The following is a 25,257-nucleotide window of genomic DNA, read 5'->3' as shown; positions in this document are numbered from 1 at the left end:
TTCTCCGCTTCCTCGTTTTCTTATCTAAGCATCTTCACTGCGCAGAATTCACCGCACATGGCACATTCTTCTTTACCCGCAAAATCCTTACGTCTTCTCTTTACCGTCTCAGGAGCAAGCGCCAAGGTAGTTATGCGCTCCCAGTCAAGCTCTTTTCTGGCCTTGGAAATCTCGTTATTACGCTCAGTTGCATCTTTCCGACCCATGGCAACTTCTGCGCTATGAGCAGCAATAAGGGAAGCAACCACTCCTTCATGGACATCTTCTAAAGTAGGCAAAGTTAAGTGTTCAGCAGGGGTTAAATAACATAAAAAGTCTGCCCCGTTTATAGCAGCCAAAGCCCCGCCAATGGCTCCGGCAATATGATCATAACCAGGGGCAACATCCGTAGTGAGAGGTCCAAGTACATATAGAGGGGCATTGTGGCAAAGTTGTTTTATGCCTCGAATCTGACTCTCTATAAGATGCAAAGGAACATGCCCGGGACCCTCGATCATAACCTGGACCCCTTCTTCCCAGGCCTTTAAGGTAAGCTCTGAAAGGACAATTACCTCTTCCCACTGAGGTGCATCGCCGGCATCAGCGCCTGCTCCCGGACGCATACCATCACCCAGACTTAGAGTCAGATTATATTCTTTGGCCAATTTCAAAAGATCATCATAATGTTCATAAAGTGGATTTTCCTTGTCGTTTACTTGCATCCATTTGGTCAGAATCGACCCGCCCCTCGAAACAATGCCCAAGAGTCGCTGTCCCTCTTTCACCAGGCTGGTCGCCCTCTTTGTCACACCGCAATGCACGGTCATAAAGTCCACACCTTGCTCAGCCTGTTTGTGGATCTCTTCAAAAATCTCCTGAGTGGACATCCGGCTCGGGTCTTGTCCCTGACTAATATATTTTTGAGCCACTGAATAAATAGGCACCGTGCCCACAGGCAAAGGAGAATGTTCAATTATTAGTTTACGGATTTCATCCAGATTGCCTGCTGTAGATAAATCCATTATCGTATGTGCCCCGCTGTTGTAAGCTACCTGAACTTTCTTCAGTTCCAACTCCAGATCATTGATAAAGGGGGAAGTACCAATATTGGCGTTAACTTTAATACGAGCTGGCTGGCCAATTAAAATCGGTAACACATTACCATGTTTAGGATTTGCCAGGACAACCATGGAGCCTTTTTGCACACTTTGCTTAATTGTCTCACTTGATAATTGTTCAGCTTGTGCAATGGCATCTAGATTTTTATCTAAAATTTCAGCTAAAACTTTATTTTTGGTAAGCATATCCAACTTTATTCTCCTTGTACCAATTTAAGCACGCTCTTTTTTATGCCATCTTTCCCTAAACCCAACATTTGCCGCAAAACCTTTTGCGGACCATGTTCAACAAACTTGTCCGGAAGTCCAATCCTTTTTATCATCAAATTGGTTAAAAGACCATTGTCAGCTAAAAATTCTAAAACTGCCGAGCCAAACCCCCCGGCCAGAACATTTTCTTCTACCAGCAGGAGTTTATTAAACTTGGAAGCTAGTTGCCTTAAATCATCCTCTGGCAAAGGTTTAACAAAACGGGCATTATAAACTGCTATCTGTAAATCATTTTCTTCTTCCAACTCCTGGGCAGCTTCCAAAGCTGGATACACGCGGCTGCCGATAGCTACAATAAGTCCATCCTGCCCATCGCGAAGCAGCTCCCCCTGGCCCAAGGGAATATTTTGAAAATTATCCTTTAATTCGACGCCTACTCCTACCCCGCGCGGATAGCGGACAGCACTGGGACCAGGATAGTTTATAGCTGTGTAAAGTAAATCCTGCAACTCTGCCTCATCTTTGGGAGCCATTAAAGTCATGTTCGGAACATGGCGTAAGTATGACAGATCAAAAGCTCCATGATGTGTCGGCCCATCCTCACCAACCAGCCCACCCCGATCCAGACAGAAAGTAACAGGCAGGTTTTGCAAACACACATCGTGCACAATCTGATCATAAGACCGCTGCAGAAAGGTAGAATATATGGCCACTACCGGCTTAAACCCCTGGGTGGCAAGTCCGGCAGCAAAAGTCACTGCATGTTGTTCACAAATTCCCACATCAAAAAATCTATCAGGAAATTTTTGGGCAAAGGAAGACAGACCTGTTCCTTCCGGCATTGCAGCTGTAATAGCTACGATCCGGTCATCTTTTTCAGCCAATGAACATAGTGTCTGACCAAATACGTCCGTATAACTGGGCAAAAAACATGTGCCAAACTTCTTGGCTGCTCCTGTTTCAGGTTCAAAGCAGCCAACACCGTGAAAATAAGTAGGATTGTTTTCTGCTGGTTTATACCCTTTACCCTTTTTGGTCAGCACATGAACCAGAAGTGGCCCCTCCAAGGTCTTGATGTGGTCAAAAAATTCAATAAGCCTTTTTAGATTATGTCCATCAATAGGGCCCAAATAATTAAACTTAAAGGCCTCGAACAGCATACCAGGAGTAAAAAAAATCTTTAAAGACTCTTCGCTCCGACGGGCATAATGGACAAGTTCATCGCCAATTTTGGGAATCTGGCGCATCCAGGCTTCCATCTCTTTTTTCAACCTGAGCACCCAGCGAGAAGTCAACTTTCTACTTAAAAACGAAGACAAGGCGCCAACATTTTTGGCAATGGACATTTCATTATCATTTAAGATTACAATCAAATCCCTGTCCAGGTCGCCAGCCTGATTCAACCCCTCGTAGGCCAGACCTCCGGTCATGGACCCGTCGCCAATAATGGCCAGCACCTTTTGACTTTGCCCTAAAATATCCCTGGCCACAGCCATACCTAACCCTGCGGAAATAGATGTGCTGGAATGACCGACCCCAAAATGGTCATAAACACTTTCTGATGGTTTGGGAAACCCGCTGATACCACCAAGGCGGCGCAAAGTATGAAAATTGTCTTTCCGGCCTGTCAAAATCTTATAAGCGTATGCCTGATGCCCCACATCCCAGATAAATTTATCGTGGCCCGGGTCAAATACTTTAAGCAAAGCCAAAGTCAGCTCAACGACCCCTAAAGATGGAGCCAAATGCCCCCCATTTTTGGCCACTACTTCTATAATCAGCTCTCTAATCTCTTTGGCTAGTTCGGTCAGATCGTCTAATGAAAGAGAGGAAATATCTTGCGGCCTATCAATTCGGGCAAGAATTTTTTTAGTCATTGTTGCATACTCTCACGAAAAAGGCGGCCATCAAGCCGCCTCTTTTACCAGACTTTTTCGGCCTGTTCCTGCATTGCCTTTTCCTGCTCTTCAAACGAAGTAAACCCTGCCTGATGGAGAGCATCGTTTACGGTGGTCTGCCAATCCCAGTTGGCATAAATGACTGGTTTATGGAAAATGGAGCGAAAAGCTTCCAATTCCTGACGATAAAAATCTTCTTTAGGCGAACCTAAGTTAGAATACAATTGTTCATGTAAACGAGAAAGCTCTCCCTCGTACCAATCCATAAGGTCTCTATCTGAAGAATATTTCTTCAAAATATGCTCATAGCCATGTTCTTTAAGCAGATTATGCAACCTCTCTAAATGTTGTTTTTTAAGCCACTTACCCAAATCTTTAGGTTTGATGTTCTCCTTTTCCATGGCTGCAATATCATATTTAGTCTGGGCATAGGTGTCAGGAACAACTGAAGCAGAGACTATACCGGCAATGCACACCAACCCTCTGATTATTTTACTATTGGATACGCCCTGACCGCAGAAGCCAACTTTTTTTCCATACTTTTGACCGGTAAAAATGGTCACTAAAATAGCCCAGACAACAGCGGGATCTTCTTCATCATAAATATGCCTCAATCTGGCATTGTCTCTATCAGTTCCCAGAACCAATTGAGTCATATCATTGGAGCCAATGGAAAATCCATCAAACTCCTTGATGAATTCTTTTGCCAAAATGGCATTACTTGGTATTTCTGACATCAAAATCAACTTCAGGCCGTCTTCGCCAGAGCGCAACTTGTGCACATTAGCAAGGTAACGCTTCATACTTCTGGCCTGCTCCAGGGTACGCACGAAGGGAAGCATCAGCTGTAGGTTCTTACCGCCAAAGGCTCCGCGAGCGAGTTTGAAGGCCTCCAACTCCCAATCATGCACATCCCTGGCCACGCCCCGATAACCAAGCATGGGGTTGTCTTCATAGTCTTCAAAAAGCAATCCACCCAAAAGGTTGCGATATTCATTAGTCTTGTAGTCAGTTGTCCGGTAAATAATCGGCTTGCCGTAAAAGGCCATGGAAAAAAGAGCCAGACCCTGGGCCAGGGTCTGCACGTAGAGTTCCTTTCCGCTACGGTAACCTTTGAGGTGTAAAATTTCGGCAATTTTCTGAGGCAGAGAACGCACATCATCCATCCCCTGCTTCAAACTCACCTTCTGGGCTACATCTGTGCGTAAAGCCTTAATTTTGGCCATTACTTCCTGGACAAAAGGATCGTCCTTAATTCGTTCCTCGATTTCTTTGATCCTGTCTTCAATCTCCTGCCGTTTTTGAGTAGACTCAGGATCATTTCCCCCATGCAGGAGAAGTTCATCAGTATAACCCATAATTACTGCTATATGTTCACGAAGATCAGTGGAAGTCTTTAATGTATCCAATCTCTTGGTGGCCAGATCAAGGTGTTCATCCCATTTATGATCCAACTCTCTTAGCTGGCGATGGATGGCCAGAACCTCGTCCGTACCTTTAGCCCCTTCCTGCTCGGTAAGTTTTTTTATCTCTTGGGCCAGCCCCGTGACTATGCCCACATATTTTCTAAGTTTCAGATCAAGGGTAACAACGCCGGCAGCAAGCTGGTCTTTAATAATTTTGGTCAAATCATCTTCCATTTCTTTTAATTTCTTTTCGACCAGCATCTGCAAACTTCCGTTATCATAAGCTTCCAGGGCCATGGGATGCACCCCTATATTGCCAAGCATAAACTCGGCCCGAAGTAAGCCCACCTCAAAGTCAGGTACTTCTCTTAACCGGGACAAAAATAACGCCTGCCCGACATCAGCCAGGATTAACCCCACTTTAGTTCTGGTAGCAGGAAGCTTGCTCACATCAATCTCGCCACCAACCTCAACTAAAGGCAGAAGACCTCGATATACTTTACCCCTGGAACCATCTACTGTGACCTCTTCACCATCCAGATTGCGCAATACCTCCAACCGTTTCACCCCAATCACAGCAGGGATACCAAGTTCACGGGAGGTAATCGCGGCATGGCTTGTGTCTCCGCCTGCGTCGGCAATAATAGCCGAAGCAACACGCATACCCGGAACCATATCCGGATCAGTACGTTCAGCAGCGAGCACATCCCCCTTGCCAATCTTATTTAATTCCAGTGCGGACCTTAGAAAACGTACAGTTCCTTGCCCGGCACCCCTGGAAGCTCCATTACCTTCAACTATCACCTCTGCATTTTCCAGAGCCTGTTGATCAACCTCCATCCGACGCATGAAAATAGTATGGGGATGCTTTTCTAACTCCTCGTTCCATCTTGTCTCTGGACGGGCCTGGACAAACCATAACCTGTCCCATTTATCAATGCAGAATTCTGTATCCATGATCATGCCGCCGTAGGCTTTGCTGATGGCCCGAACCCCCTTGGCCACCATTTCGGCCTGAGCAAGAGACAAAGACCAGCGACATGCCTGATCTTCCGGCACCTCAACTACCTTTGTGCCTTCTCCGTCATCATCATAGACGATCTTCTTTCCTTTATAACCCATGAAGCGGATTACTACTTCTTGTCCATCGTCACGCTGATAGACATAAAATTTATCCGGTGTGACCATGCCACTGACCACAGCCTCGCCCAGACCGTAACTTGCATCGATAGATACCAGATCCTTGCGGTCTGTACCCCGGCAGCCAGTCGCAGTATCGGCACTAAAAGCAGTCCCGGAAATAACCGGGTTTATCATGCGCATGATACATACAGACAATGAAGTATTTTCAATGGCCCATTCCTTTTTAGCCTGAATGGCAATGGAATCATCGCCTGTACTTTCTGCCTTGGCTACCGCATCCAGAATGGCCTCCCGGCGATAGGTCATACTCCGTAAATTATAGGCCGAAGCACAATCCCAGTGATATGCTTCAACTACAGCATTTTCTCCAACAATATTTAAATATGTATCCTGGAGTCCGGCAAAAGCTTTCTTTCTGCTGTCCTCACCAGCAGCTGAAGAACGTACAGCAACAGGGACGTTTTCAAGACCAGCTTCCTTGCATATTTCCCGATAAGCCTGACGCACCGCCTCTTGAACATCTTTCGGCAAATCCACACTAAGAATGGCTACCTGAACCAATACAGAACGCTTTCTTAGCTGATCGATTCCTTCTGGCGAAGTGGCAAACCCTTCAACCACATTGTTGATAAAAGTGCGCAAAGGAATAAGAGTCCCCTCTTTCCCAGTTGTATTTCTCACTTTCCTGGCAGTTTTCCGAACAAATTTTTTCAAATACTCAGGATCCTTGTTTATTTCAGCATCGTTCCAATCAATGGCGTCATATTCTTTATCCACAACAGAGCGAATTGTTGCGGCATTGACTTTGGTTTCATCTAGGAGTTTATGGAAGGCTAAAGAGGAAATGGCTCTAAATTGGGGGGCTCTGATGTCATCGATGGTACTTATTATGGCAGTATTATAATTTTTTCCACCGACTAATAGCTCTGCTTCTTCACCAATGGCTTTAATATCCTCACCGGTTAAGACCAATTTTTGTTTGATCTTTTCCAGATTTTTGGCCGCCTTTTTTTTACATTGACCCTGTTGCTTCTCTTCTTTGGCCATTACCATCTCCTTTTTTCGTATTTCGTAATTCTTGATTTAAAGTTTATGTTTAGAAAAAAGTGTGCAACAAATATCATATTATAGAATGTGGATAGGAAAGGTTAAACCTTTCCTATCCACATTATTTTATGGCTCACCTAAAATAAACTCTCTTCTGTCCACGCCTATCGTCACAACCTTTTCAGTCCAGCTAAAATTTTATGCCTCATTATCCCGGACTTGTTTGACTAGTCAATAGATATTTAAGCAATTTTCTGGCCACAATGGGAAAAAAGAAGTTAAGAAGATACGAAGTTAGGCAATTAAGAAAAAAAACTCCTTTCTTGCCTAACTTCTCAACTTCCCGGCTTCATCTTAGGTTTAAGCAATTTTTTGGCCACAATGATGGCAGAATCTGGCCTCTTCAAGAAGAACAGGTTCCTTACAAGTAAGACAAAGGGTGGGAATAGGCATAAGTTCGACTAACAACTCTCCTTCCTTAACCGGGACCATTTTCTTATCTTCTTGATAGTCAGCAAATTTGAGTACCCTCTTGACTATACCGTCCACAGGAGAAAGAACTGCCTTTTCCTGTTTCATGATGGAAATGTTAAAGAGTTCTTCACCCTTTTTCACTCTATCTCCCGGCTTTACATGCATGACCCATAAATCACCTGTGCTTGGTGAGCCCACATGGTATGGATTATCAGGATCAGCCATCTCGATACCTTTCTGTTCACCTCCTGTGGCTTCGCCCACCTTGACCTGGTAGGTAAAGAACTCGGAATCAAGACTGTACCTGACCACACTCATTCCATTGACGTCCATATTGGATATATCCAGAATAACCATGTGATGAGGCTTTCCATTAGAGTCGTCAAAATCAAGAGAATCGCCAGGTTTTAAGCCTTCGAACCAGACATCCAAAGGTACGCGGTTAGGATCGCCGAACTGACGATTAAACTCTATTGTCTTTAAAGCATCACCCGGATGGTTTAAGTACATAACCAGCTCTTCGGCATTAGGATTTCGGCCCAGATGTTCGGCCAGAGCCTTTCGTTCGGCTTCAATATCAACATCTTGCAAATCGACTAACGGAGAATTTTCAGTTCTCTCCAAGAGGGCTTGTTCAAAATGCTCTCCAAAGGCGCTCTCATAAACCCATGCCGGTGGAAAACCTAAGGGCAAACGCCCAAATTTACCTAATAAGAGGTCACGAAAAGCATCGTTACTTTCCCGATAAAGTTCCAACCTCTCCTTCTTGGTCTCAGCATCCAATTCATTTTCCGGAGTTGTGATCACCTTTTCGAGAACCCGTAACAATTTACGCACGCCTTTTTCTCCACCGCGCTTGTAAGCTCCAGTAACTGCCAGAAACGCTGTATTCCAGGTGATTTGAGAACCAGGTGTTACGTCGTGGTAACGAACGATCTTTCGAGTTCCAGCCAAAAATTTCAACATATAGGGCAAGAGGTGGATATAGCCCTGTTTCATAGCCCCTTCCTGGGATGAAGATGTGGCTCCGCCCGGCATGCCGTGTTCAACCACATCATAATCAATGCCCTGAAAATATGGGGCTGTATATCGATCATAGTATGGCATAATCTGCTTGAGAACAAAACTGCAGTTTCTGATCATCTCCTTGTTCAAATTGACCTTCAGGCCCATCTCCTCCATATACGCAGCCGTGGCCATAACATCGCCCTGACCGTACCAACGCACAGCCGGACCGATAGCTGTATCAACAATATGGGCCCCTGCCTTGGCTGCTTCAACTACAGTAGGTACAAAAAGGCCGTCTGTATAATGGCGATGATAATGAAGAACCAGTTCCGGATACTTCTCGCGAATAGCTGAAACCAGCTCGCGCATAAACTTAGGAGGACAAACCCCGGCCATATCTTTTAAGCCAAGGATAATCATTTTCTGAGCCTTTTTGCTTGAAACCCCGGCCACATCTTTTACCATATCCAGAATTTCTTGCACCACTCCCATATAATGAGGCACATCAAAGCCTTCCGCATAGGATAAGGAAATGGCAGGCTCAAAAATATTGCTCTTGGAATTTAAAGCTACCTCAGCAAAAGGACGCATATTTTCAATATGGTTCAAGAAGTCAAAACAGCGAATAACATCATAGTGTTCGCAGATCATTTCACCGGTGAGACGCATCAAATTCTTTGGCTGAGGCTTGTATCCCAAGACATTAGTCGAGCGAATCAAAATCTGCTTCAAAGTCTTGGGAGCGAACCTATTCCATTCTTCGGCTTCAGTAAAAGGATAAGTCATATTGGCTAGCATAGCCACGTGAAAATGGGCTCCGCCTCCATTTTCTATGGAAAAAAATCCGCAATTATCCAGATAAGGCCCAATAAGTCTGTCTTCGGCCAGACGAAATCTGTTACCGCTATTGGACTGGGTAATGTCCCGGGGGGTTGTATCCGTAAAATGAACATAGCCGGAATCACGAATATAATCTAAAACTGCATCTCTATCTCCGCGCGGGTATGGATAATCATAGCCCTCTTCTTCAATTTCCGGAAGAACAGGAGTAAAACGGCCCAAACGTTTATCATGAACTGTTCGATATTCTCCGAGCTGAACATAAGGATTGTATCCTTTAGCTGAAATCTCGGCCACCAGCCTGGATAAACGCAAGGCTTCGGGCTCTCTGTCCCGATAGATCCTCAAGTCAGGATTCTTCTGCACAAAACTGGTATCAAATTCTCCCTTTCTAAACTCAGGATGGTTAATTACGTTGCGATGAAAAGGAATAGTTGTCTTTACCCCTCCGATAATATACTCGCGCAAGGCACGATTCATGATCCCCAATACCTTTGGCCAGCTATTGCCGTAGGCAATAAGCAAGGAAGCAGCAGAATCATATTGCGAAGGGAAATTGTATCCTACACTAATACATGAATCCACGCGAATACCCTGCCCGCCAGGGGACTGGTATCTGGTGATCAATCCTGCATTAGGAGCAAAATCATTTTGTGGGTCTTCACAATTTATACGCACCTGGAAGGCATGATGAAGGGGGATGGTATTCTTTTCATTAAAACGCAGCTCGGCTCCAAAAGCAACTGCTATCTGCTCCTCTACCAAGTCCACTCCATAACGACATTCGGTAATACCATGTTCGACCTGTAACCTGGTATTTACTTCAATAAGATAGGGATTTCCTTCCTGGTCAACCAGAAATTCTACCGTTGCCAAGGAGTGATAATTCACGGCCTTAATCAGGCGAACAGCATACTCCTTTAATTTTTCCCTGAGTTCCTCAGTCATTTTTGGCCAGGGTGATGGAGTAATCTCTATGAGTTTTTGATGGTTGCGCTGTATTGTGCAATCGCGTTCATCAAAAGCAAAAACATTACCATACTTATCGGCCACCACCTGAATCTCAATGTGCCGGACAGAGGTGAGCAATTTTTCAATAAAGAGGCGGGGATTACCAAAAGAGGCCTGGGCCAGTGTTGAGGCCTTAATAAAAGCATCTTCTAGCTGATCCTCGTCAAAGACCTCGTAAATACCACGGCCTCCACCGCCGCCTTCGGCCTTAAGCATGACCGGCAACCCCATCTCCTTGATTATTTTTCTGGCCTCTTCAATGCTCACCGCACCGTCTGAGCCGGGCACAATAGGAACATCCAGCTTTCTGGCCAAATTGCGCAGGGCAACCTTATTTCCCAAAAGTTCCATGGCCCGGGATTCCGGACCAATAAAAACAATTCCGGCCTCTCTACATTTATCGGCAAAAGAAAAATTTTCCGAGGCAAATCCCCATCCCGGGTGAATTGCCACGACTCCTAATGATTTGGCTTTCCTGATAATCCGATCAATATCAAGATAGGCCTGATGCTCTTTACCCAAAAGAAGAAGTTCGGCCGCGCTGGAAGTATATGGTGCGGTTTTATCGACGTCTGTAACTGTAAGAACAGAAGTGGCCTGAAAAACTTCGTGAATAGAACGCATTATCCGTCTGGCTGGTATACCGCGGTTGGCCACCAGTATCTTCTTACCTTTAAGCTCCTCTACTACCTGCTCAAATTTCTTCATGGCCATAATAATTCTCCCGTATATAGTTTGGAGGTTAGAGTTTGAAGTTACCTGTCAATCCTTTTAGTTAGGTATAAGTGCAAATAAACAAATTCAGATTCTGGCACAATGTGACAGATAATAACAACAACTTTAACCTAAGTTGAGCGATTTTTAATTTAATTTTACATTAAACACATTGAAATAAAAGTACATTTTGAACCAGCGATTTTCACCTAATGGGTGAGATTGCCACGGGCATCTTCGCTGCCCTCGCAATGACAGGATGTGCGCTATGCCATTGCGAAAAGCGTTACCCTTGACGTTATCTCAAACTTTAAACTGCAAAAAATCGCTCAACTTAGGTTTAGATTTTTGAATATCTATCCTATGGCAAACAGGCTAACATAAACCAGACAAGTTATTGAATAACTTACCGTGAGGTCAAACAATACGTTATTTTATTCAATATTCAAAGAATATAATTTTAATAAGGCGCGCCAAAACAACGTTTGTGTACGGGTCTCTTGCAACACAGATGGAGCGAAAAAATTCATGGTTCAAGCACAACTAAGCAAATCAATTCAACCAGCATCTTCCAACATAATACTTCCGGAAGTAACCCGAACTAGTTTCGAGCCATTCTTTAAAAGAAGACTGCCATCCACATCCAATCCAAGCACTTGACCATATTTAATATCTTTACCCCAACCCACAGCCACTTCCTGGCCCAAATAAGCCAATAACTTGGTAACCGCGCAGGTAAACTGACCCAGAGTATAATGGCTTAAAATATGCATATACCAATTATAGCTCTTATACACAAGTTTGCCCCAAAACATTATTGGATTTAGTTTCCCGAATACCCGCCCCAGATTTCCCGCCTCCACAACGGTATCATCGCGCAAACTCGTTCTATCCGGACTAGAAGCCACATTCAGACCAAAACCCACCATCACTTTATCCTTCTTCTCCTCCACTAAAACACCGCCAACCTTTTTACCTTGAAACAGCAAGTCATTAGGCCATTTAACTTTAACCTCTGCTCCCAACTCCGCAAGGGCTCGAGCAAAGATATAACCGGCTAAAATAGAAGTCTGTGGCTTCCATTTTGCTGGGAGAGCTGGCCAAGACCAAGCTGCATAAATATTCCCTGCTGGTGAAACCCAGGTTCTGCGCAACTGTCCTCTCCCAGCCCATTGTTCAAGACACAGGACAGAGTCCCAGGTACGGATTTCGCCTTCATCCATTAAGGCCCAGGCGAGATCAAGACTGGAAGAACACCTGCCCGCCACATATATCCGACCTGAAAACCCTGGATATTTTTGGGTATCTTTCAAACCAAAAATTTCAGACTTTTTTTTGTTATCTACCGGATATGCTAGTCGAGGATAAACCTTTTTTATGTAAATGGTTTTCATAAGCCCGTAAAAGATTATCTATATCAATTATTGACCAAAAAATGCATCTTAGTTAATTATATAACTTTAACAACTTAATAAACTTAAAAGGGGACAGAAATAGCATGCGTATGCTCATAGTTGAAGACAACCCGGTAAATCAGAAATTGATGACTAAACTTCTATCTGAGTTTGGCCAGTGCGACGTAGCCCAGAACGGCCAGGAAGCAATTGACCTTTTTACCAAAGCCTTGGATGAAAACCATCCTTATGATGTAGTTTTCATGGATATTATGATGCCGGTTATGGATGGGCAAACATCATTGAAAGAAATCCGCAACATCGAAAAACAAAAAAATGTACCCATTGGACAGGAAACAAAGGCCATAATGACTACAGCCCTTTCAGATACTAAAAATGTGACTACCGCCTTTTTCAAAGGAATGGCTGATAGTTATCTGACTAAACCCATTTCACGAGACAAACTTATCCAGGCCTTAAAAGAAGCTGGATTAATCAATTAACCTAACCTTTAAATTCCTTAAACTGGTAAAAAATAGCCCGCAGATATCTTTTTGGTACAAATTTGTCTGATATTCCGGCCAAAGACTCCGTAGCCCCGATTACCAGATAGCCGTCTGGCTGAAGAACCTCGGCCAGACGGTCGAATAATTTTTTTCTGTCCTCTGGTTTAAAATAAATGGCCACATTGCGACAAAAAATTATATCGAATTTGCCCAAAATAGAAAAAGGTTGCATTAAATTAATCTTTTTAAAAGTGACCATTGCCCTTATTTCGTCTTTAATCCGCCAGTTACCATCAGGTGTGCGGTTAAAATATTTGATCAATTTATCTTTGGGCATACCCCGCTCAATCTCAAACTTATTATATTTACCATAACTGGCGCGGGCAATAGCCTCATTAGATATGTCCGAGCCCAAAATATAAATCTGGTATTTGTTTAAATCCGGAATAACCTCTTTGACCGCCATGGCTATACTGTATACCTCTTGACCTGTTGAACAGGCCGCGCTCCAGATCCGAATTTTAATAGGCATAAATTTAGATGCTTTTTTAACCCGACGATCGATTAAATCCGGAAGTATTTTGTACTTGAGGAGTTCAAAAGGGGCGTTATCGCGAAAAAACAGGGTTTCCTTAGTTGTGACAGCGTCAATAATAGCCTTTTCCAACCGCTTGGTGGGATCAGACTTGGCCTTATTATAGAGCTCCCTATAACTACTTAGTCCTTCCTGCTCTAAGAGCCTCTTTAACCTTGTTTCTAGCAAATAAGCCTTGCTTTGGTCTAAATAAATTCCTGAAATATTGTAGATATACTGAGCCAGTAATTTAACCTCTTCAGGGGTAATCTTCATCTACTCTACAGCCTTTAGCCCTGCGTTTAAACCTACCTACGCACAGTGTTAACTATTTCTTGGGCAATTTTATCCAACGGGGCTATAATATCTATCACCCCGGCTTCAATAGCCATTTTGGGCATTCCATAAACTACAGATGTCTCCTCATCCTGGGCGATGGTCACCGCACCAAATGACTTCATGACTTTTAAACCCAGAGTCCCATCATTGCCCATACCAGTCATAATTACCCCTGTAGCCTTGCTTTTGAACTGCCTGGCCACTGACCGGAAAAGATAATCAGCTGCGGGTTTGCAATTATTTTCTGGTGGGTCATCAGTTATGCGAAGGACCTTGGTTCCGGCCACACCTGCAGCTACTTTCATCTGTTTTCCACCCGGGGCAATATATACCGTATTAGGCACAAGTGGCTCCCCATCTTCACCCTCTTTAACCTTCAAAGCACATTTTTGATCCAGATTGTCAGCGAGAGACTTAGTAAACATGGGCGGCATATGCTGGACGACAACCACAGGGACGCCCAGGTCTCCCGGAAGCATAGGCAGCATTGTAGTCAGGGCATTGGGCCCTCCGGTTGAAATGCCAATAGCCACGATGTCTGACTTCTCCACACGTCTTTCAAGCTCAACTTTTCTGACCACCTCACCTGGGACATGAACAACCTTCTCCTTCAGCTTTAAATCTGTTTTTTTTCTCCTCAGGGCCTTCCTTAACTCGTATCTTCTAACAAAGGCCCGAATGCGAGGGCGCAAAGCCAGCAGCAAAGCCTTAAAATTCTCCTCGAGAGTCTCAGCGTCTGGCTTGGTAATAAAATCAAAGGCCCCCAATTCCAAGGCCTTCATAGTTATTTCTGTGCCACGCTTGGTCAGTGTACTGACCATAATTACACCAATATCCAGACCTCTCTTTTTTATTTCTTTTAAAACCCCCAAACCATCCAAAACAGGCATTTCAACATCTAAAGTAATCAAATCCGGTTTCAGGGATTCAATTCTAGTCAAAGCAATTCGGCCGTTGCCTGCCGTTCCAACTACTTCAACTTCAGAAAGCTGAGACAAAACATCACTGATAATTTTGCGATAGAAAATGGTATCGTCGACGACTAATACCCTTAATTTCATATTCACCAACCTTTATATACCTAATCCTGCATCAACTCAAAATTTATTAAAATACAAAACTAACTATTATCCACATTAAACCAAAAAGTTACTTTATTTCCCGAACCATAGAATCTCAAGCCATCACTACACTGTTTCAAAAGAAAAATACCCCAACCATGTTCTGAATTGACACTTGGCCTCATATCTGTTTCCAAATGTTTCCAATCAAACCCATTACCAGGATCTTCAACGCTAAAAAAAACTTTATTATCTTTTAATTCAACTATACACTTTATATACAACTCAGGGTTTCTACGAGCTCCGTGAGCTATTGCATTGTTTAAGGCTTCGCGTAAGGCCAAAGTCAAATTAAATAACTTTATGTTTTTTTTACGTTCTTTTAAAAAATTCTGAACAATTTGAAGCACAATATCCACATTCTTAAACACTGCAGGAAATTCAATCTGAATTAAAGAGGAAGAGTGCTTGATTTTAAACACAGCAAACCTAAGTATGTGCTAAAAAAATTGCTTTTTGAAAAAATTCTGAAAAAAATAGATAAAGAAGAAAAACTTGAAACTCTGAAATGCTTAAACCAGTTATCTATAACAAAACAAATAAGTAAGCTTATCCATCAGCGAAAAACTAATTTTCATGAATTTTAGCTTATTTTCAGACTTCTGTAGCTAAAAGTATTACATCGTCTTCACTCTTATTTTGACCGGAACAGAGAGAATTAACAACCCTGCGCACAACTTCATCCAGGTCAAATTTATTGAATTTGGCAATATTTCTTTTAAGCAAATTAAGCCCTTCTTTTCTTTGCCGTCCGGGACCTCTAAATTTTTCGATAAGCCCATCTGTAAACAAGAAAACCCTATCACCTTTTTCAACAACTATAACTTCTTCTTGAACCTGAAAATGTTCAAATCCACCTAAAATATCGCCCTCACCATTGATTTCCAAAATTTCTCCATTCTTTTTAGACAAAATAGCCGGAAGATGACCGGTATTGAAAATAGAAAGCTTAAGCTTATTTCGCTCAATAAGGGCAACATTGGCTGTCAGGTATTGGCCTTCCTTAAATATCCGTCGCAGAACCGCATTAATCATCCTCAAACTATCTTCCATGGGCGTAAAGGCATTAATATTTTGGTTAAAAAGGGCCTTTAAGGCTGAAATAAGATAAGCCGTGCCCAAATCATGTCCGCTTATGTCGGCTACTATGTAAGCAAAAGAGTTTTCACCAACAGGAATGACATCTAAAAAATCGCCCCCGAGCTCTAACACTGGTTTGTATAGGTAATAAAATTTTGCCTCTGGCAATTCTTCGGGAAGGACTAAAAATGACTTTTGAACCTGTTTGATATCGGCTAATTTTTGAGCCTGGCTTTCAATTAATTTTTCTTGTGCAAATTTTAAGCTTAAATGTACCTTTACTCTGGCTAGGACTTCGGGCTGAGAAAAGGGTTTGACAATGTAATCGACTCCACCCACTTCCAAACCTTTGACAATATTTTCAGTGTCATCCAAAGCAGAAATAAAAATTATAGGGATTTCTCTTGTTTGAGGGTCACTTTTTAGTTTAATACACGTGGTGAATCCATCCTCCTTAGGCATCATGATATCCAGAAGAACCAGGTCTGGTTTATGTTCACGAGCTAGCTTACGACACTCCTCCCCACTACCAGCCTCTACGGTCAAATAGCCGGCTTTTTTTAGTAAAAGAGTCAGCACCTGCCTGTTTAAAGCAGAATCATCTACAATAAGAATTAAAGGAGTTCTATTATAAATCATCGATCTAACGTTTACTAAAAAATCAACCTCTCTCCACTGCTAGGACTTCTTCTACATCCAAGATTGCCACCAATTTATTTTTCACATTGAGCACACCCTGAAAATATTTGCCCTGCACGCCTTTAATATTAGATGGTGGTGGAGCCACCTGCTTCCAATCAGCCATAATCACATCTGTGATTTTATCGACCAACAAACCGATATGTTCTTCTTTGGAACTGACAATGATAATTCTGCTTTCCTCTGTAAGATTTGAGAGCCCCAGACCCAATTTTTTGGCCAAATCTATGATAGTCACAATCCGCCCACGCAAATTCATAATTCCTAATACATACTCAGGAGCATGGGGAACCTCAGTAAACGATATCTGCTTATTGATCTCCTGAACTTGATCAATATCTATACCGCACAGGGCCTCGCCAATATAAAAACAAGACAATTGAAAATTTCCCGCTTTAGCTGCAATTTTCTCGGCATTATCCATAATACGACCCCATCAAAATCTTTCACTTTAAGACGAACACAAGAACCTGGCATTATTTTTTATAATTTTAGCTCTTTTCCCTGGTTTACCGTCTTCCGTCTTATTAATCCCCGCCAAAAGCAGAGGTACTCACCCGTCTCGACTTCCTTCACTATCATGCTGCTTTTTTATTTAAAAAGTTAAAAATACTTTGTAACAACCTTTCTTTATCCAACTTGATCTGATAGTCATCAATGCCGATCTGTTTACCCTTGGCCACATCTTCTTCTCCGGCCAAGGATGTCAAAGCAATAACTGGCAAGTGAGCAAAACGCTCATCATTTTTAATTAGTTTGGTTAATTCAAAACCATCCATATTTGGCATCTCCAAATCAGTGACCACTACCTGGATCTCATTGGGATGTTCATTTAAATACTCCCAGGCAACACTTCCATCTTCAGCGGTAACCACTTCATATCCTTCATCCTTAATAAATTTTTTGACCTGAGAACGGAAAAAATCCGAGTCCTCAACCAGCAAGACCTTATTTGCTCCTTCCTGGAGGGCCGTAACAGTTTCCCTTTCTTCAAACCACCCCGGATTCAAAGTCTCCACAAACTCAAAAATATCCACTATGAGGGTAGTATGACCATTAATTATGGCTGAACCGGAAATTCCAGTCTGCTTTAAAGTAAAAGGATCGATATTAAGTTTAACCTCAACAGCATCCACAGGTGGTGAAGCCAGAAGACCAACTTCATGTCCGCCCACAACAAAAACAATAACCACCAGTTCTCCTTCCAATTCCAGGTGATTAACATCGGCCACTTCTTCTAAGGCAAAAACAGGCAAACTTCCTCCACGATATTGAATAACTTTTTTACCGCCAACAATCTCAATATCTTCAGCCTTAATCATTTCCACTCTGGCAACCAACGCAAGAGGCACCGCGCAATGCTCATGCGGACCATTATTGAATAAAAACAGAGAATGAATTTCTTCGGCAGCCCGCCTTTCCGCTTCTAAAGCCAATTTCTTAGCCTTATCAGTGCCAGCTACAGAAGACAGCTCTCCAAGCCTGGCTAAGCCAACCACATCCAAAATCAGGGCCACCCGACCATCACCCATAATAGTGGCCCCGGCATACCCCTCACAATTTTTCAGGTGCCTGCCCAGCGGCTTAACCACTATCTCCACTGAATCATGCAATTCATCCACAACCAGACCATATTTAAATGAGCCTGCCTGGACAACGACAATATTAACATCCCCGTTTGTCTTTTTTACTAACGACTGGCTACCCTCAACTAATTCCGATTCACTAGGGCTACTTTGATCCTGAGCAGAGTTCAATTCATCTGAGCTTCTACCGGAGCCCAAGACATTGGCCAGGCTCATCAAAGGAATCAACTCGCCCCGTAAAATCAACACTTCTGCGTCTCCGACTCTTTCAATTCGCTCAGAAACCTGATGGGCTGGAACTTGTATCAGTTCGTCAACATTAACCTGAGGGATAGCAAACCTCTCCTGGCCCATGGAAATAAGCAGACTTGGAATAATTGCTAATGTAAGTGGTAATTTTATGCGGATAGAAGTCCCCTTATCCTTTTGGGTCTCGATTTCTACCTGCCCACCCAGTTTATCCAAATTACTTTTGACTACATCCATGCCTACCCCACGGCCAGAAACATCAGAAACCTTTTCTGCAGTGGATAGGCCGGGAAGAAAAATCAAATTTAACTTGTCCTTTTCTGACATGTTGCTGACCTGCTCTTCTGAGACCAGACCTTTTTCAATTGCTTTGCGGGCTATCTTTTCCGCATCCATTCCTCGACCATCATCAATGATTTCAATATTTACTTGGCCAGCGGCATGAAAGGCTTTAAGAATAATTGTTCCTCGCGGGCTCTTGCCCTTGGCTATCCGCTCTTCCGGAGGCTCAATTCCGTGATCAGCTGAATTACGCACCAAATGTGTTAAAGGATCTGACAAACCTTCTATAATTGTTTTGTCCAGCTCGACCTCCTTACCTTCCAGTTTCAACTCAATATCCTTTCCTAGTTCACGAGCAAGATCCCTGACTACACGAGGAAATTTGTTAAAAATATTGCCCACAGGCTGCATTCTGGTGAGCATAATGGCTTCTTGCAATTCTGAAGTGACCAGATCAACACGCTGTCCGGCCATAGCAATGGCATGCTTGTCATCTGTGGATATAGCTTGCAAAAGCTGATTGCGACTTAAAACCAGCTCTCCCGCCAAATTCATCAAATTCTCTAAAAGGCTGACATGGACGCGTAATGTCTCGGCGTGCACTGCTTTAGCCGAGGTAGAGACGGGTTTTGCTTTTCCCGGTGATAAGGGTTTCGAAACAGATTTAGGCTCCACCTCTTCCTGTTCCTGCTGCATTTTGGAAGGCTCAACCTGAACTTGCTCCAGTATTTGTTCAATTTCTTCAGGTGGATGAGGAACAATTTCAGGCTCTGTCACAGAAACTTTTTCCAAAACTGTTTCTTGTTCCTGAATTGACTCTTCTAGCGTATCTTTAGGTGACTCAACCCAAATATCTTCAGTCTGAATATTTTTAATTTGCTCATCAGGGAGATCAAATAAAGTGGTAATAATATCCGGCTCGATAATTGTGGCATACAAGACATACATAGGAAGCTTATTGGAAAATCCGCCATCTTCCAAAGTGCCTACTGCATCAATATCGACTTTAATTTCCAGAATATCTCCTGTAGCCTGCATATCCTTGACCACATCCATGGGTCTTTTATCTTTTCTATGGACATCATGGATGAGATCAAATTCAATCAAATAAATAAATTTGCCCCTTTTCTGAGCCTGCATAAGATCAAATTCTTTTAGAACAAAAATGATTCGCTCATTCCGGTCTTTAATTACTACCTCATTGACTACACTTTGTTTCTCATCCTGAGGTAAAGAAGCCGAAGTAATTCTGGTCAGAGCATCTATATGTTCGGAAATATCCAACTCATTGCTTTCAGAAATATTTTCAATCAGTTCCCGCAAGCGATCAAAAGCCAAAAGGACTATATTGATTACCTCAGGGTTAGGCACAATTTCTCGGTTCCGGATCATATCCAGGATATTCTCTATCTTATGAGCCAATTCCTTGATATTGCTTAAACCCAGAAAACCAGCACCGCCCTTTATGGAGTGAGCAGCTCGAAAAACCTTATTTACCAGTTCTTCATCTATATTTTCACCTGCTTCTTCAATAGCTAAAAGATCATTCTCAATGTTTTCAAGATGTTCTCTGGATTCCTCGACATACATTTGCAAGGTTTCATCATCCATCATACTCATAATTCACCTCTTTAAGGATGCAGGCTAACTAAGGATGTTATAATTGTGGCAAACATATCTACAACACAATATATTAAAACAATCGAACATTTAGCATACAAAATAAATAGCGTCGCAAAAAGAAACGATTATCAAACAAACTATCTAAACTTTTCAATTAAAGCTCAATTTGCGGCAAACATTTATTTTTTTCACGCTTCTTCCATATCAATATGCTTATCAAGACGCATTGTCTTAAAAAGATTTAAAATATCATTATTAACATTGATAAGCTTCAGTTTGGCACCTTTATTTCTCAAGCTATTATGTGTAGCAATAATTATGCCAATACCAATAGAATCTACATATTCTACATTTTTAAAATCTAAAACTAGTATTTTGGGATCCTCACCAACGGCCTTATGTAATTTTTCCTTTAATTCCTCCGAACTAGTAGAAACAATATCTCCATCAATAGTCAGGACAAGTTCTTGTTCGGCCATATTACCCTCCAGTTGATTTTGATAAATTTAACTTCGTATAACCATTGGTCTTAAGTCAAGAATTTTTATACACATTTATTCAATACAAGCGCTCTTCGCTAATTCATGCCAACAAGTCATTAGCCTGCCAGTTGCTCAGCCATAAAAATCGCCTGTTTTAAGCTTCCAGGATCTGCTTTACCCGTACCCACCAAATCATATCCTGTACCGTGGTCTACGGATGTACGCACAATAGGTAATCCCAAAGTAATGTTTACAGCCTGACCAAAATGCAAAAGTTTTAAAGGGCCCAAGCCCTGATCATGATACATGGCTAATACAGAAGAAAATTTGCCCTGGGCAGCTTGATAAAAAAGGGTATCTGCAGGATATGGCCCCTCAGCATTTACCCCCAAAGATTTGGCTTCTTCTACGGCCGGCCCGATGATCTCGATTTCCTCGCGCCCGATTTTTCCCATCTCACCAGCATGAGGATTTAATCCACACACCCCAATCGGCAGGCTCGCCAGATCCATTTTTTTCATTAATTCAAAAGTAAGCTTCAAGCAGCGCACAACGCGTTCAATACTAATCAATTCCGGCACTTGGCGTAGAGGAGGATGTGTGGTGGCCAGACTAACCCTTAGCTTTTCACCCCAGAGGTGCATACATACTTTGTCCTTACCCACTCCAAACCGTTCACCCAAAAATTCCGTATGTCCGGCAAAATCAAATCCTGCCTCCTGGAGCATGGCTTTATTCAAAGGGCCGGTGACCAAGGCTCCGGCCATGCCCACTTTCAACAAAGTGCAGGCCAAATCCAGAGACCTGCCTGCACTAAGCCCCCCATGAACATGGGCATGGCCAGGCTTCAAAGCCACTTTTTCCAGTCCTTCAGGTTCCATGAGATAAATACCTGGGCCAAGCTTGTTAAGCTTTGCTATATCATCTATCCTGCTCCAGAACTTGTCCTTTTTCAAATGCCGACAATGATAGTCTAAAGCTTCCTCCAACCCGATTATTAACATCTTCTTTTCAGAACAAATCTTTTCCAGTTCCAGGCTACATATAAGCTCCGGTCCCAGCCCGTTGGGATCCCCCATGGTGTAGACTATAAATTGGGGCTCCTGATCCGTGTTCCGATTCAACACCCTACCCATTTCGCTTACTCGTTACAGGCTACAGTCTATTGCCTATTTCTTTGAAACTCTTAAGCATTCAACATAAAATAAACATTCTTTTTGGTTACAAAAACCATTTTCAGCCCGGCCAAAGCAATCAAAATTGCCCTCTGCCTTTTGAAGCAGTCTAATGGCCTGGACCTTGGTTGTGCCTACAGGGAATTTTAATCCCAATTTTCTACCCAGTTCACGAACTTCTTGCATCTTCATTGTCTATCCTCCTAGAAGCAATTGGACCGATTCAAAATCGGCCCGGTTTATCTTTTTCCCTGTAGGTTCGGCCCTTGCTCTTGTTTAAAATTCACGCTTCCAGCCCTAACCTCTTATATATCTCTAAATATATCTTTGCGGACATATCCCAAGAATAGTCAGCCTCCATGGCCCTGATCTGAATCTGCTGCCAGATTGTTTTATTTTTAAACACATCCAAAGCCTGATCAATGCCGTGCAAAAAAGCATCGGCCCGTGGCTCATCAAACATAAACCCGGTTGCCCCTTCTTGCGGATAGGGAATAATGGTATCTTTAAGCCCTCCTACAGCCGTTGCAACCGGGGGAGTACCATAGCGCAGACTATACATCTGAGTCAGTCCGCACGGTTCATACCTGGATGGCATGAGAAAAATATCCGAACCAGCTAAAACTTTATGGGCCATCTCTTCTGTATAGCCAACAATTGCACTTACATACCCGGGATACTTCTCGACCATTTCCATTAACTTGACTTCAAAAAAAGAATTGCCTTGACCTAAAACTACCACACTTACATTACGCTGTACAAGGTCAGGTATTATCTCCAGCAATAAATCAATGCCTTTTTGCCGCCTGAGGCGACCAATAAATCCGAGCAAAGGCCGATCCAACATTTCATCTCTTAAGCCCAGAGATCGGAACAATTTAATTTTACACTGCTTTTTCCCTTCCAGGTCCTGCCAAGAATATTTGGCATCCAAGAAGGCATCATTTTCTGGACTCCAGACACTATAGTCTGCACCGTTTAATATACCCGATAAAAAATTGCGTCTTTTTTGAAGCAACCCCTCCAGTCCGCAACCAAACTCCGGAGTCAGGATTTCTTGAGCATAAGTTGGGCTAACAGTGGTAATCTGGTCTGCGTAGGCAATGCCTGCCTTGAGAAAATTAAAGCTGTTGTAAAACTCCACCCCATCCATGTTCCAAGCCTCATAAGGCAATCCACAATCCCAGAACAGCCTGGAAGAAAATCGGCCATGAAAGGCCAGGTTATGGATTGTAAAAACTGTAGAGGTCTTGGACCAGAAAGGATCGTTTCGTCGCCAGAAATAAATATAAGCCACAGCCAAGGCAGTATGCCAATCATGGGCGTGGAGAATTATGGGCGCCCGGTCAAATTTTTTAATCAAAGACAAGCTAGCACGACACAAAAAGATAAACCGCTCGCAATTGTCAAAATAATCTCCTTTATAAGTGCAATAATAATGACGCCGATCAAAATATTCTCCCCTTTCAATAAAATAAACAGGTATGCCCTGATAGTCTGCTTTATAAACATCAGCCTTAACTCCCGGCCAGGGATAGTCAACAGGGATATTTTCATACATCAGGCGCAGCTTATAACTGGCCGTACATATTCGGCCATATAGAGGGGTGATAATGCAAACCTTAACCCCCATCTTTGACAGGGTCAGGGGCAAAATACCCATGACATCACCCAGCCCTCCTGTTTTAGAAAAGGGATAAACCTCAGAAGCTAAAAAACAAATTTCAGGTTGTTGAAGCATTTTGACAAACTTTAAGTTTTAAGGGTTAGGTTTTAAGGTATCTCGCCCGTCTCGCTAGCCCCTGCCATCATCACTATCCCTTAACTATTCAGCCTCATAATCCCCCCTCATCAAACTGGCCATGCCCCATAGAGCGCTCATTTGGGGGTCAGGACTGGCGACGATCTTTTCCGGCCACAGCCAGGGTCTTTTTTGCAAACGTTGTTTTATTGTTATCCAAGTCCCTGTCAAAAAATACCTACTAAGGCTACTTATGCCTCCGGCAAGGCCAATAGCTTTGATGTCAAAAATTATCATTAACTGAGTTAAAAAAAGTCCTAGCCTGTGACCATATTCTCTCAAGGCTTTAATGCCTCCAGCATGCCCATTTTTTAAATACGGCCAGATTTCTTTCGGGTCATTCAAGGCTAGCTCATGTTTCGCAAACAAATCCAATAAGGCCTTTTTATTTAACCAAGTCTCAGCGCAACCGACCTGACCACAACCACACTTTTCCCCCAGGCCCGGTCCCAGATAAATATGTCCTAGCTCTGGTCCAGTATCATGAGCACCCCGCCAGATCCGAGCATTAAAAATCACCCCCGACCCAACTCCTGTACCCAAAGTAAGTACAATGGCATGGTTTTCTCCCTTGAGTCCCCCCTGCCAGACCTCACCCAGGGCTGCTGCCTGGGCATCGTTTTCCAAAATAACATCCAGAGCAAACCGTTCTTGAATAAAAGAGCCCACTTTGAAACCGGAAAGTTCTGGCATATTGGTGGGAGAGAGGTACACTTTTCCTTGCCGGTCAAAAGGTCCAGCACTGGCCAGGCCAATCTTTTGCACCTGACTCGGGCAGTCACCTTTAAGCCTTATAATAAGTTCGCTTAAGGCCTCTTTTGTTCCTTCTAGAGTTTTCTTTCTGGGCAGAACCAGGACAGGACCGTGTTTTCCCTGTTCATCCAGCCAGGTCCCGCGTACGTGCGTTCCCCCTAGGTCAAGACAAATAAACATCGCTCTCCTATTTAAGCCTTGAACCGTTCAAGATAGGCTACAAAATCCCTGAGTATCTGACCGTGGTCAAAAGCAAGTTCAGGCAACGCGTCCAGGGAAAACAATCTGGCTAGTCTTGCATCATCACTGGCTTTCAGTCTAGTTAAGTCCTGTGCACTGGCCATAAAGACAATACTTAAGGTATGAAAACGGGGATCACGCTGAGGATGAGAGTAAACACCTAGAAGGCCTGTTAAAACTACATCCAGGTTGGTCTCTTCCTTTGCCTCGCGCAGAGCAGCTTGCTCCACAGACTCTCCATAATCGACAAATCCACCTGGTAAGGCCCACCCAAGGGGTGGGTTCCTGCGCTCAATCAGGACAACCTGCTTGGGGGGAGAAAAAATAATAATATCAACAGTAGGAATCGGATTGCGATAATGAAGAATAGATTGTCCACATTTAGGACAGGATATAGAGTAAGACATATTTTGTTAAAATGGTCGAAAATTAAAAACGGACAAAAGCGCTTAAACTATTTTCAGAAACCTTTTCAAGTGTGAGGTCGACAAAAAAGTCCCGGCCT

18 protein-coding genes are annotated in these 25,257 nt (G+C 43.1%); 1 reads left to right on the top strand and 17 read right to left on the bottom strand.

Annotated elements, in window-relative coordinates; all coding sequences use genetic code 11:
• Window positions 1-20: 20 nt before the first annotated feature.
• The 5 genes from thiC to KFV02_RS00970 all read right to left on the bottom strand — a co-directional run bounded on the left by thiC (window position 21) and on the right by KFV02_RS00970 (window position 12,242).
• Complete coding sequence (gene thiC / locus KFV02_RS00990; RefSeq protein WP_434800273.1) at window positions 21-1,289, bottom strand: phosphomethylpyrimidine synthase ThiC; 1,269 nt, start codon at window positions 1,287-1,289, stop codon at window positions 21-23.
• Between the two features lie 2 nt (window positions 1,290-1,291).
• Window positions 1,292-3,184, bottom strand: a complete 1,893-nt coding sequence (gene dxs, locus KFV02_RS00985) for a 1-deoxy-D-xylulose-5-phosphate synthase (protein WP_252379663.1) — start codon at window positions 3,182-3,184, stop codon at window positions 1,292-1,294.
• A gap of 44 nt (window positions 3,185-3,228) precedes the next feature.
• The gene (locus tag KFV02_RS00980) at window positions 3,229-6,801 is read right to left on the bottom strand and encodes a PEP/pyruvate-binding domain-containing protein (protein ID WP_252379662.1); all 3,573 of its coding nucleotides are present in this window, start codon (window positions 6,799-6,801) and stop codon (window positions 3,229-3,231) included.
• A 360-nt stretch (window positions 6,802-7,161) separates the two neighbouring features.
• Window positions 7,162-10,848 (bottom strand): pyruvate carboxylase, encoded by a 3,687-nt coding sequence (locus KFV02_RS00975; RefSeq protein ID WP_252379661.1) that lies wholly within the window; start codon window positions 10,846-10,848, stop codon window positions 7,162-7,164.
• 557 nt (window positions 10,849-11,405) lie between these two features.
• Complete coding sequence (locus KFV02_RS00970) at window positions 11,406-12,242, bottom strand: biotin--[acetyl-CoA-carboxylase] ligase (RefSeq protein WP_252379660.1); 837 nt, start codon at window positions 12,240-12,242, stop codon at window positions 11,406-11,408.
• 104 nt (window positions 12,243-12,346) lie between these two features.
• On the opposite strand from KFV02_RS00970, the gene KFV02_RS00965 reads away from it, so the two are divergent.
• Window positions 12,347-12,745 (top strand): response regulator, encoded by a 399-nt coding sequence (locus KFV02_RS00965; RefSeq protein WP_252379659.1) that lies wholly within the window; start codon window positions 12,347-12,349, stop codon window positions 12,743-12,745.
• A 1-nt stretch (window position 12,746) separates the two neighbouring features.
• On the opposite strand, the gene KFV02_RS00960 is transcribed toward KFV02_RS00965, so the two are convergent.
• From KFV02_RS00960 to KFV02_RS00905, 12 genes are all read right to left on the bottom strand, one after another.
• Window positions 12,747-13,598 (bottom strand): CheR family methyltransferase, encoded by an 852-nt coding sequence (locus tag KFV02_RS00960; protein WP_252379658.1) that lies wholly within the window; start codon window positions 13,596-13,598, stop codon window positions 12,747-12,749.
• A gap of 32 nt (window positions 13,599-13,630) precedes the next feature.
• The gene (locus KFV02_RS00955; RefSeq protein WP_252379657.1) at window positions 13,631-14,722 is read right to left on the bottom strand and encodes a protein-glutamate methylesterase/protein-glutamine glutaminase; all 1,092 of its coding nucleotides are present in this window, start codon (window positions 14,720-14,722) and stop codon (window positions 13,631-13,633) included.
• A 59-nt stretch (window positions 14,723-14,781) separates the two neighbouring features.
• Window positions 14,782-15,204 carry an ATP-binding protein gene (locus KFV02_RS00950; protein ID WP_252379656.1) on the bottom strand — a complete coding sequence of 141 codons (423 nt, stop codon included), beginning with the start codon at window positions 15,202-15,204 and terminating at the stop codon, window positions 14,782-14,784.
• A 172-nt stretch (window positions 15,205-15,376) separates the two neighbouring features.
• On the bottom strand, window positions 15,377-16,501 hold the full coding sequence (locus KFV02_RS00945) for a SpoIIE family protein phosphatase (RefSeq protein WP_252379655.1): 1,125 nt from the start codon (window positions 16,499-16,501) through the stop codon (window positions 15,377-15,379).
• A 22-nt stretch (window positions 16,502-16,523) separates the two neighbouring features.
• On the bottom strand, window positions 16,524-16,985 hold the full coding sequence (locus KFV02_RS00940; protein WP_252379654.1) for a chemotaxis protein CheW: 462 nt from the start codon (window positions 16,983-16,985) through the stop codon (window positions 16,524-16,526).
• Between the two features lie 154 nt (window positions 16,986-17,139).
• The gene (locus tag KFV02_RS00935) at window positions 17,140-20,298 is read right to left on the bottom strand and encodes a hybrid sensor histidine kinase/response regulator (RefSeq protein ID WP_252379653.1); all 3,159 of its coding nucleotides are present in this window, start codon (window positions 20,296-20,298) and stop codon (window positions 17,140-17,142) included.
• Between the two features lie 191 nt (window positions 20,299-20,489).
• Entirely contained in the window at window positions 20,490-20,780 is a 291-nt protein-coding gene (locus KFV02_RS00930) for an STAS domain-containing protein (protein WP_252379652.1), read from the bottom strand.
• 119 nt (window positions 20,781-20,899) lie between these two features.
• The gene (gene pdxA, locus KFV02_RS00925; protein WP_252379651.1) at window positions 20,900-21,919 is read right to left on the bottom strand and encodes a 4-hydroxythreonine-4-phosphate dehydrogenase PdxA; all 1,020 of its coding nucleotides are present in this window, start codon (window positions 21,917-21,919) and stop codon (window positions 20,900-20,902) included.
• Window positions 21,920-21,952: 33 nt separating this feature from the next.
• The gene (locus KFV02_RS00920) at window positions 21,953-22,150 is read right to left on the bottom strand and encodes a hypothetical protein (protein ID WP_252379650.1); all 198 of its coding nucleotides are present in this window, start codon (window positions 22,148-22,150) and stop codon (window positions 21,953-21,955) included.
• Window positions 22,151-22,241: 91 nt separating this feature from the next.
• On the bottom strand, window positions 22,242-23,699 hold the full coding sequence (glgA, locus tag KFV02_RS00915) for a glycogen synthase GlgA (RefSeq protein WP_252379649.1): 1,458 nt from the start codon (window positions 23,697-23,699) through the stop codon (window positions 22,242-22,244).
• Between the two features lie 84 nt (window positions 23,700-23,783).
• A complete protein-coding gene (locus KFV02_RS00910) occupies window positions 23,784-24,692 on the bottom strand; it encodes an ROK family protein (RefSeq protein ID WP_252379648.1) in 909 nt (302 codons plus the stop codon).
• A gap of 11 nt (window positions 24,693-24,703) precedes the next feature.
• Window positions 24,704-25,159 (bottom strand): NUDIX domain-containing protein, encoded by a 456-nt coding sequence (locus KFV02_RS00905; RefSeq protein WP_252379647.1) that lies wholly within the window; start codon window positions 25,157-25,159, stop codon window positions 24,704-24,706.
• Window positions 25,160-25,257 lie beyond the last annotated feature (98 nt).

The sequence above is a fragment of the Desulfovulcanus ferrireducens genome, from assembly GCF_018704065.1.
Classification (GTDB): domain Bacteria; phylum Desulfobacterota; class Desulfovibrionia; order Desulfovibrionales; family Desulfonatronovibrionaceae; genus Desulfovulcanus; species Desulfovulcanus ferrireducens.
The sequence above is the reverse complement of the archived record's forward strand: the minus strand, read 5'-3'. Positions and strand labels throughout refer to the sequence as shown.

Bases quoted from the DNA above. Each gene is read 5' to 3' on its own strand.
- dxs (WP_252379663.1), bottom strand. From the start codon at position 3,184: ATGACTAAAAAAATTCTTGCCCGAATTGATAGGCCGCAAGATATTTCC.
- KFV02_RS00980 (WP_252379662.1), bottom strand. From the start codon at position 6,801: ATGGCCAAAGAAGAGAAGCAACAGGGTCAATGTAAAAAAAAGGCGGCC.
- KFV02_RS00975 (WP_252379661.1), bottom strand. From the start codon at position 10,848: ATGGCCATGAAGAAATTTGAGCAGGTAGTAGAGGAGCTTAAAGGTAAG.
- KFV02_RS00970 (WP_252379660.1), bottom strand. From the start codon at position 12,242: ATGAAAACCATTTACATAAAAAAGGTTTATCCTCGACTAGCATATCCG.
- KFV02_RS00965 (WP_252379659.1), top strand. From the start codon at position 12,347: ATGCGTATGCTCATAGTTGAAGACAACCCGGTAAATCAGAAATTGATG.
- KFV02_RS00960 (WP_252379658.1), bottom strand. From the start codon at position 13,598: ATGAAGATTACCCCTGAAGAGGTTAAATTACTGGCTCAGTATATCTAC.
- KFV02_RS00955 (WP_252379657.1), bottom strand. From the start codon at position 14,722: ATGAAATTAAGGGTATTAGTCGTCGACGATACCATTTTCTATCGCAAA.
- KFV02_RS00945 (WP_252379655.1), bottom strand. From the start codon at position 16,501: ATGATTTATAATAGAACTCCTTTAATTCTTATTGTAGATGATTCTGCT.
- KFV02_RS00940 (WP_252379654.1), bottom strand. From the start codon at position 16,985: ATGGATAATGCCGAGAAAATTGCAGCTAAAGCGGGAAATTTTCAATTG.
- KFV02_RS00935 (WP_252379653.1), bottom strand. From the start codon at position 20,298: ATGAGTATGATGGATGATGAAACCTTGCAAATGTATGTCGAGGAATCC.
- KFV02_RS00930 (WP_252379652.1), bottom strand. From the start codon at position 20,780: ATGGCCGAACAAGAACTTGTCCTGACTATTGATGGAGATATTGTTTCT.
- pdxA (WP_252379651.1), bottom strand. From the start codon at position 21,919: ATGGGTAGGGTGTTGAATCGGAACACGGATCAGGAGCCCCAATTTATA.
- KFV02_RS00920 (WP_252379650.1), bottom strand. From the start codon at position 22,150: ATGAAGATGCAAGAAGTTCGTGAACTGGGTAGAAAATTGGGATTAAAA.
- glgA (WP_252379649.1), bottom strand. From the start codon at position 23,699: ATGCTTCAACAACCTGAAATTTGTTTTTTAGCTTCTGAGGTTTATCCC.
- KFV02_RS00910 (WP_252379648.1), bottom strand. From the start codon at position 24,692: ATGTTTATTTGTCTTGACCTAGGGGGAACGCACGTACGCGGGACCTGG.
- KFV02_RS00905 (WP_252379647.1), bottom strand. From the start codon at position 25,159: ATGTCTTACTCTATATCCTGTCCTAAATGTGGACAATCTATTCTTCAT.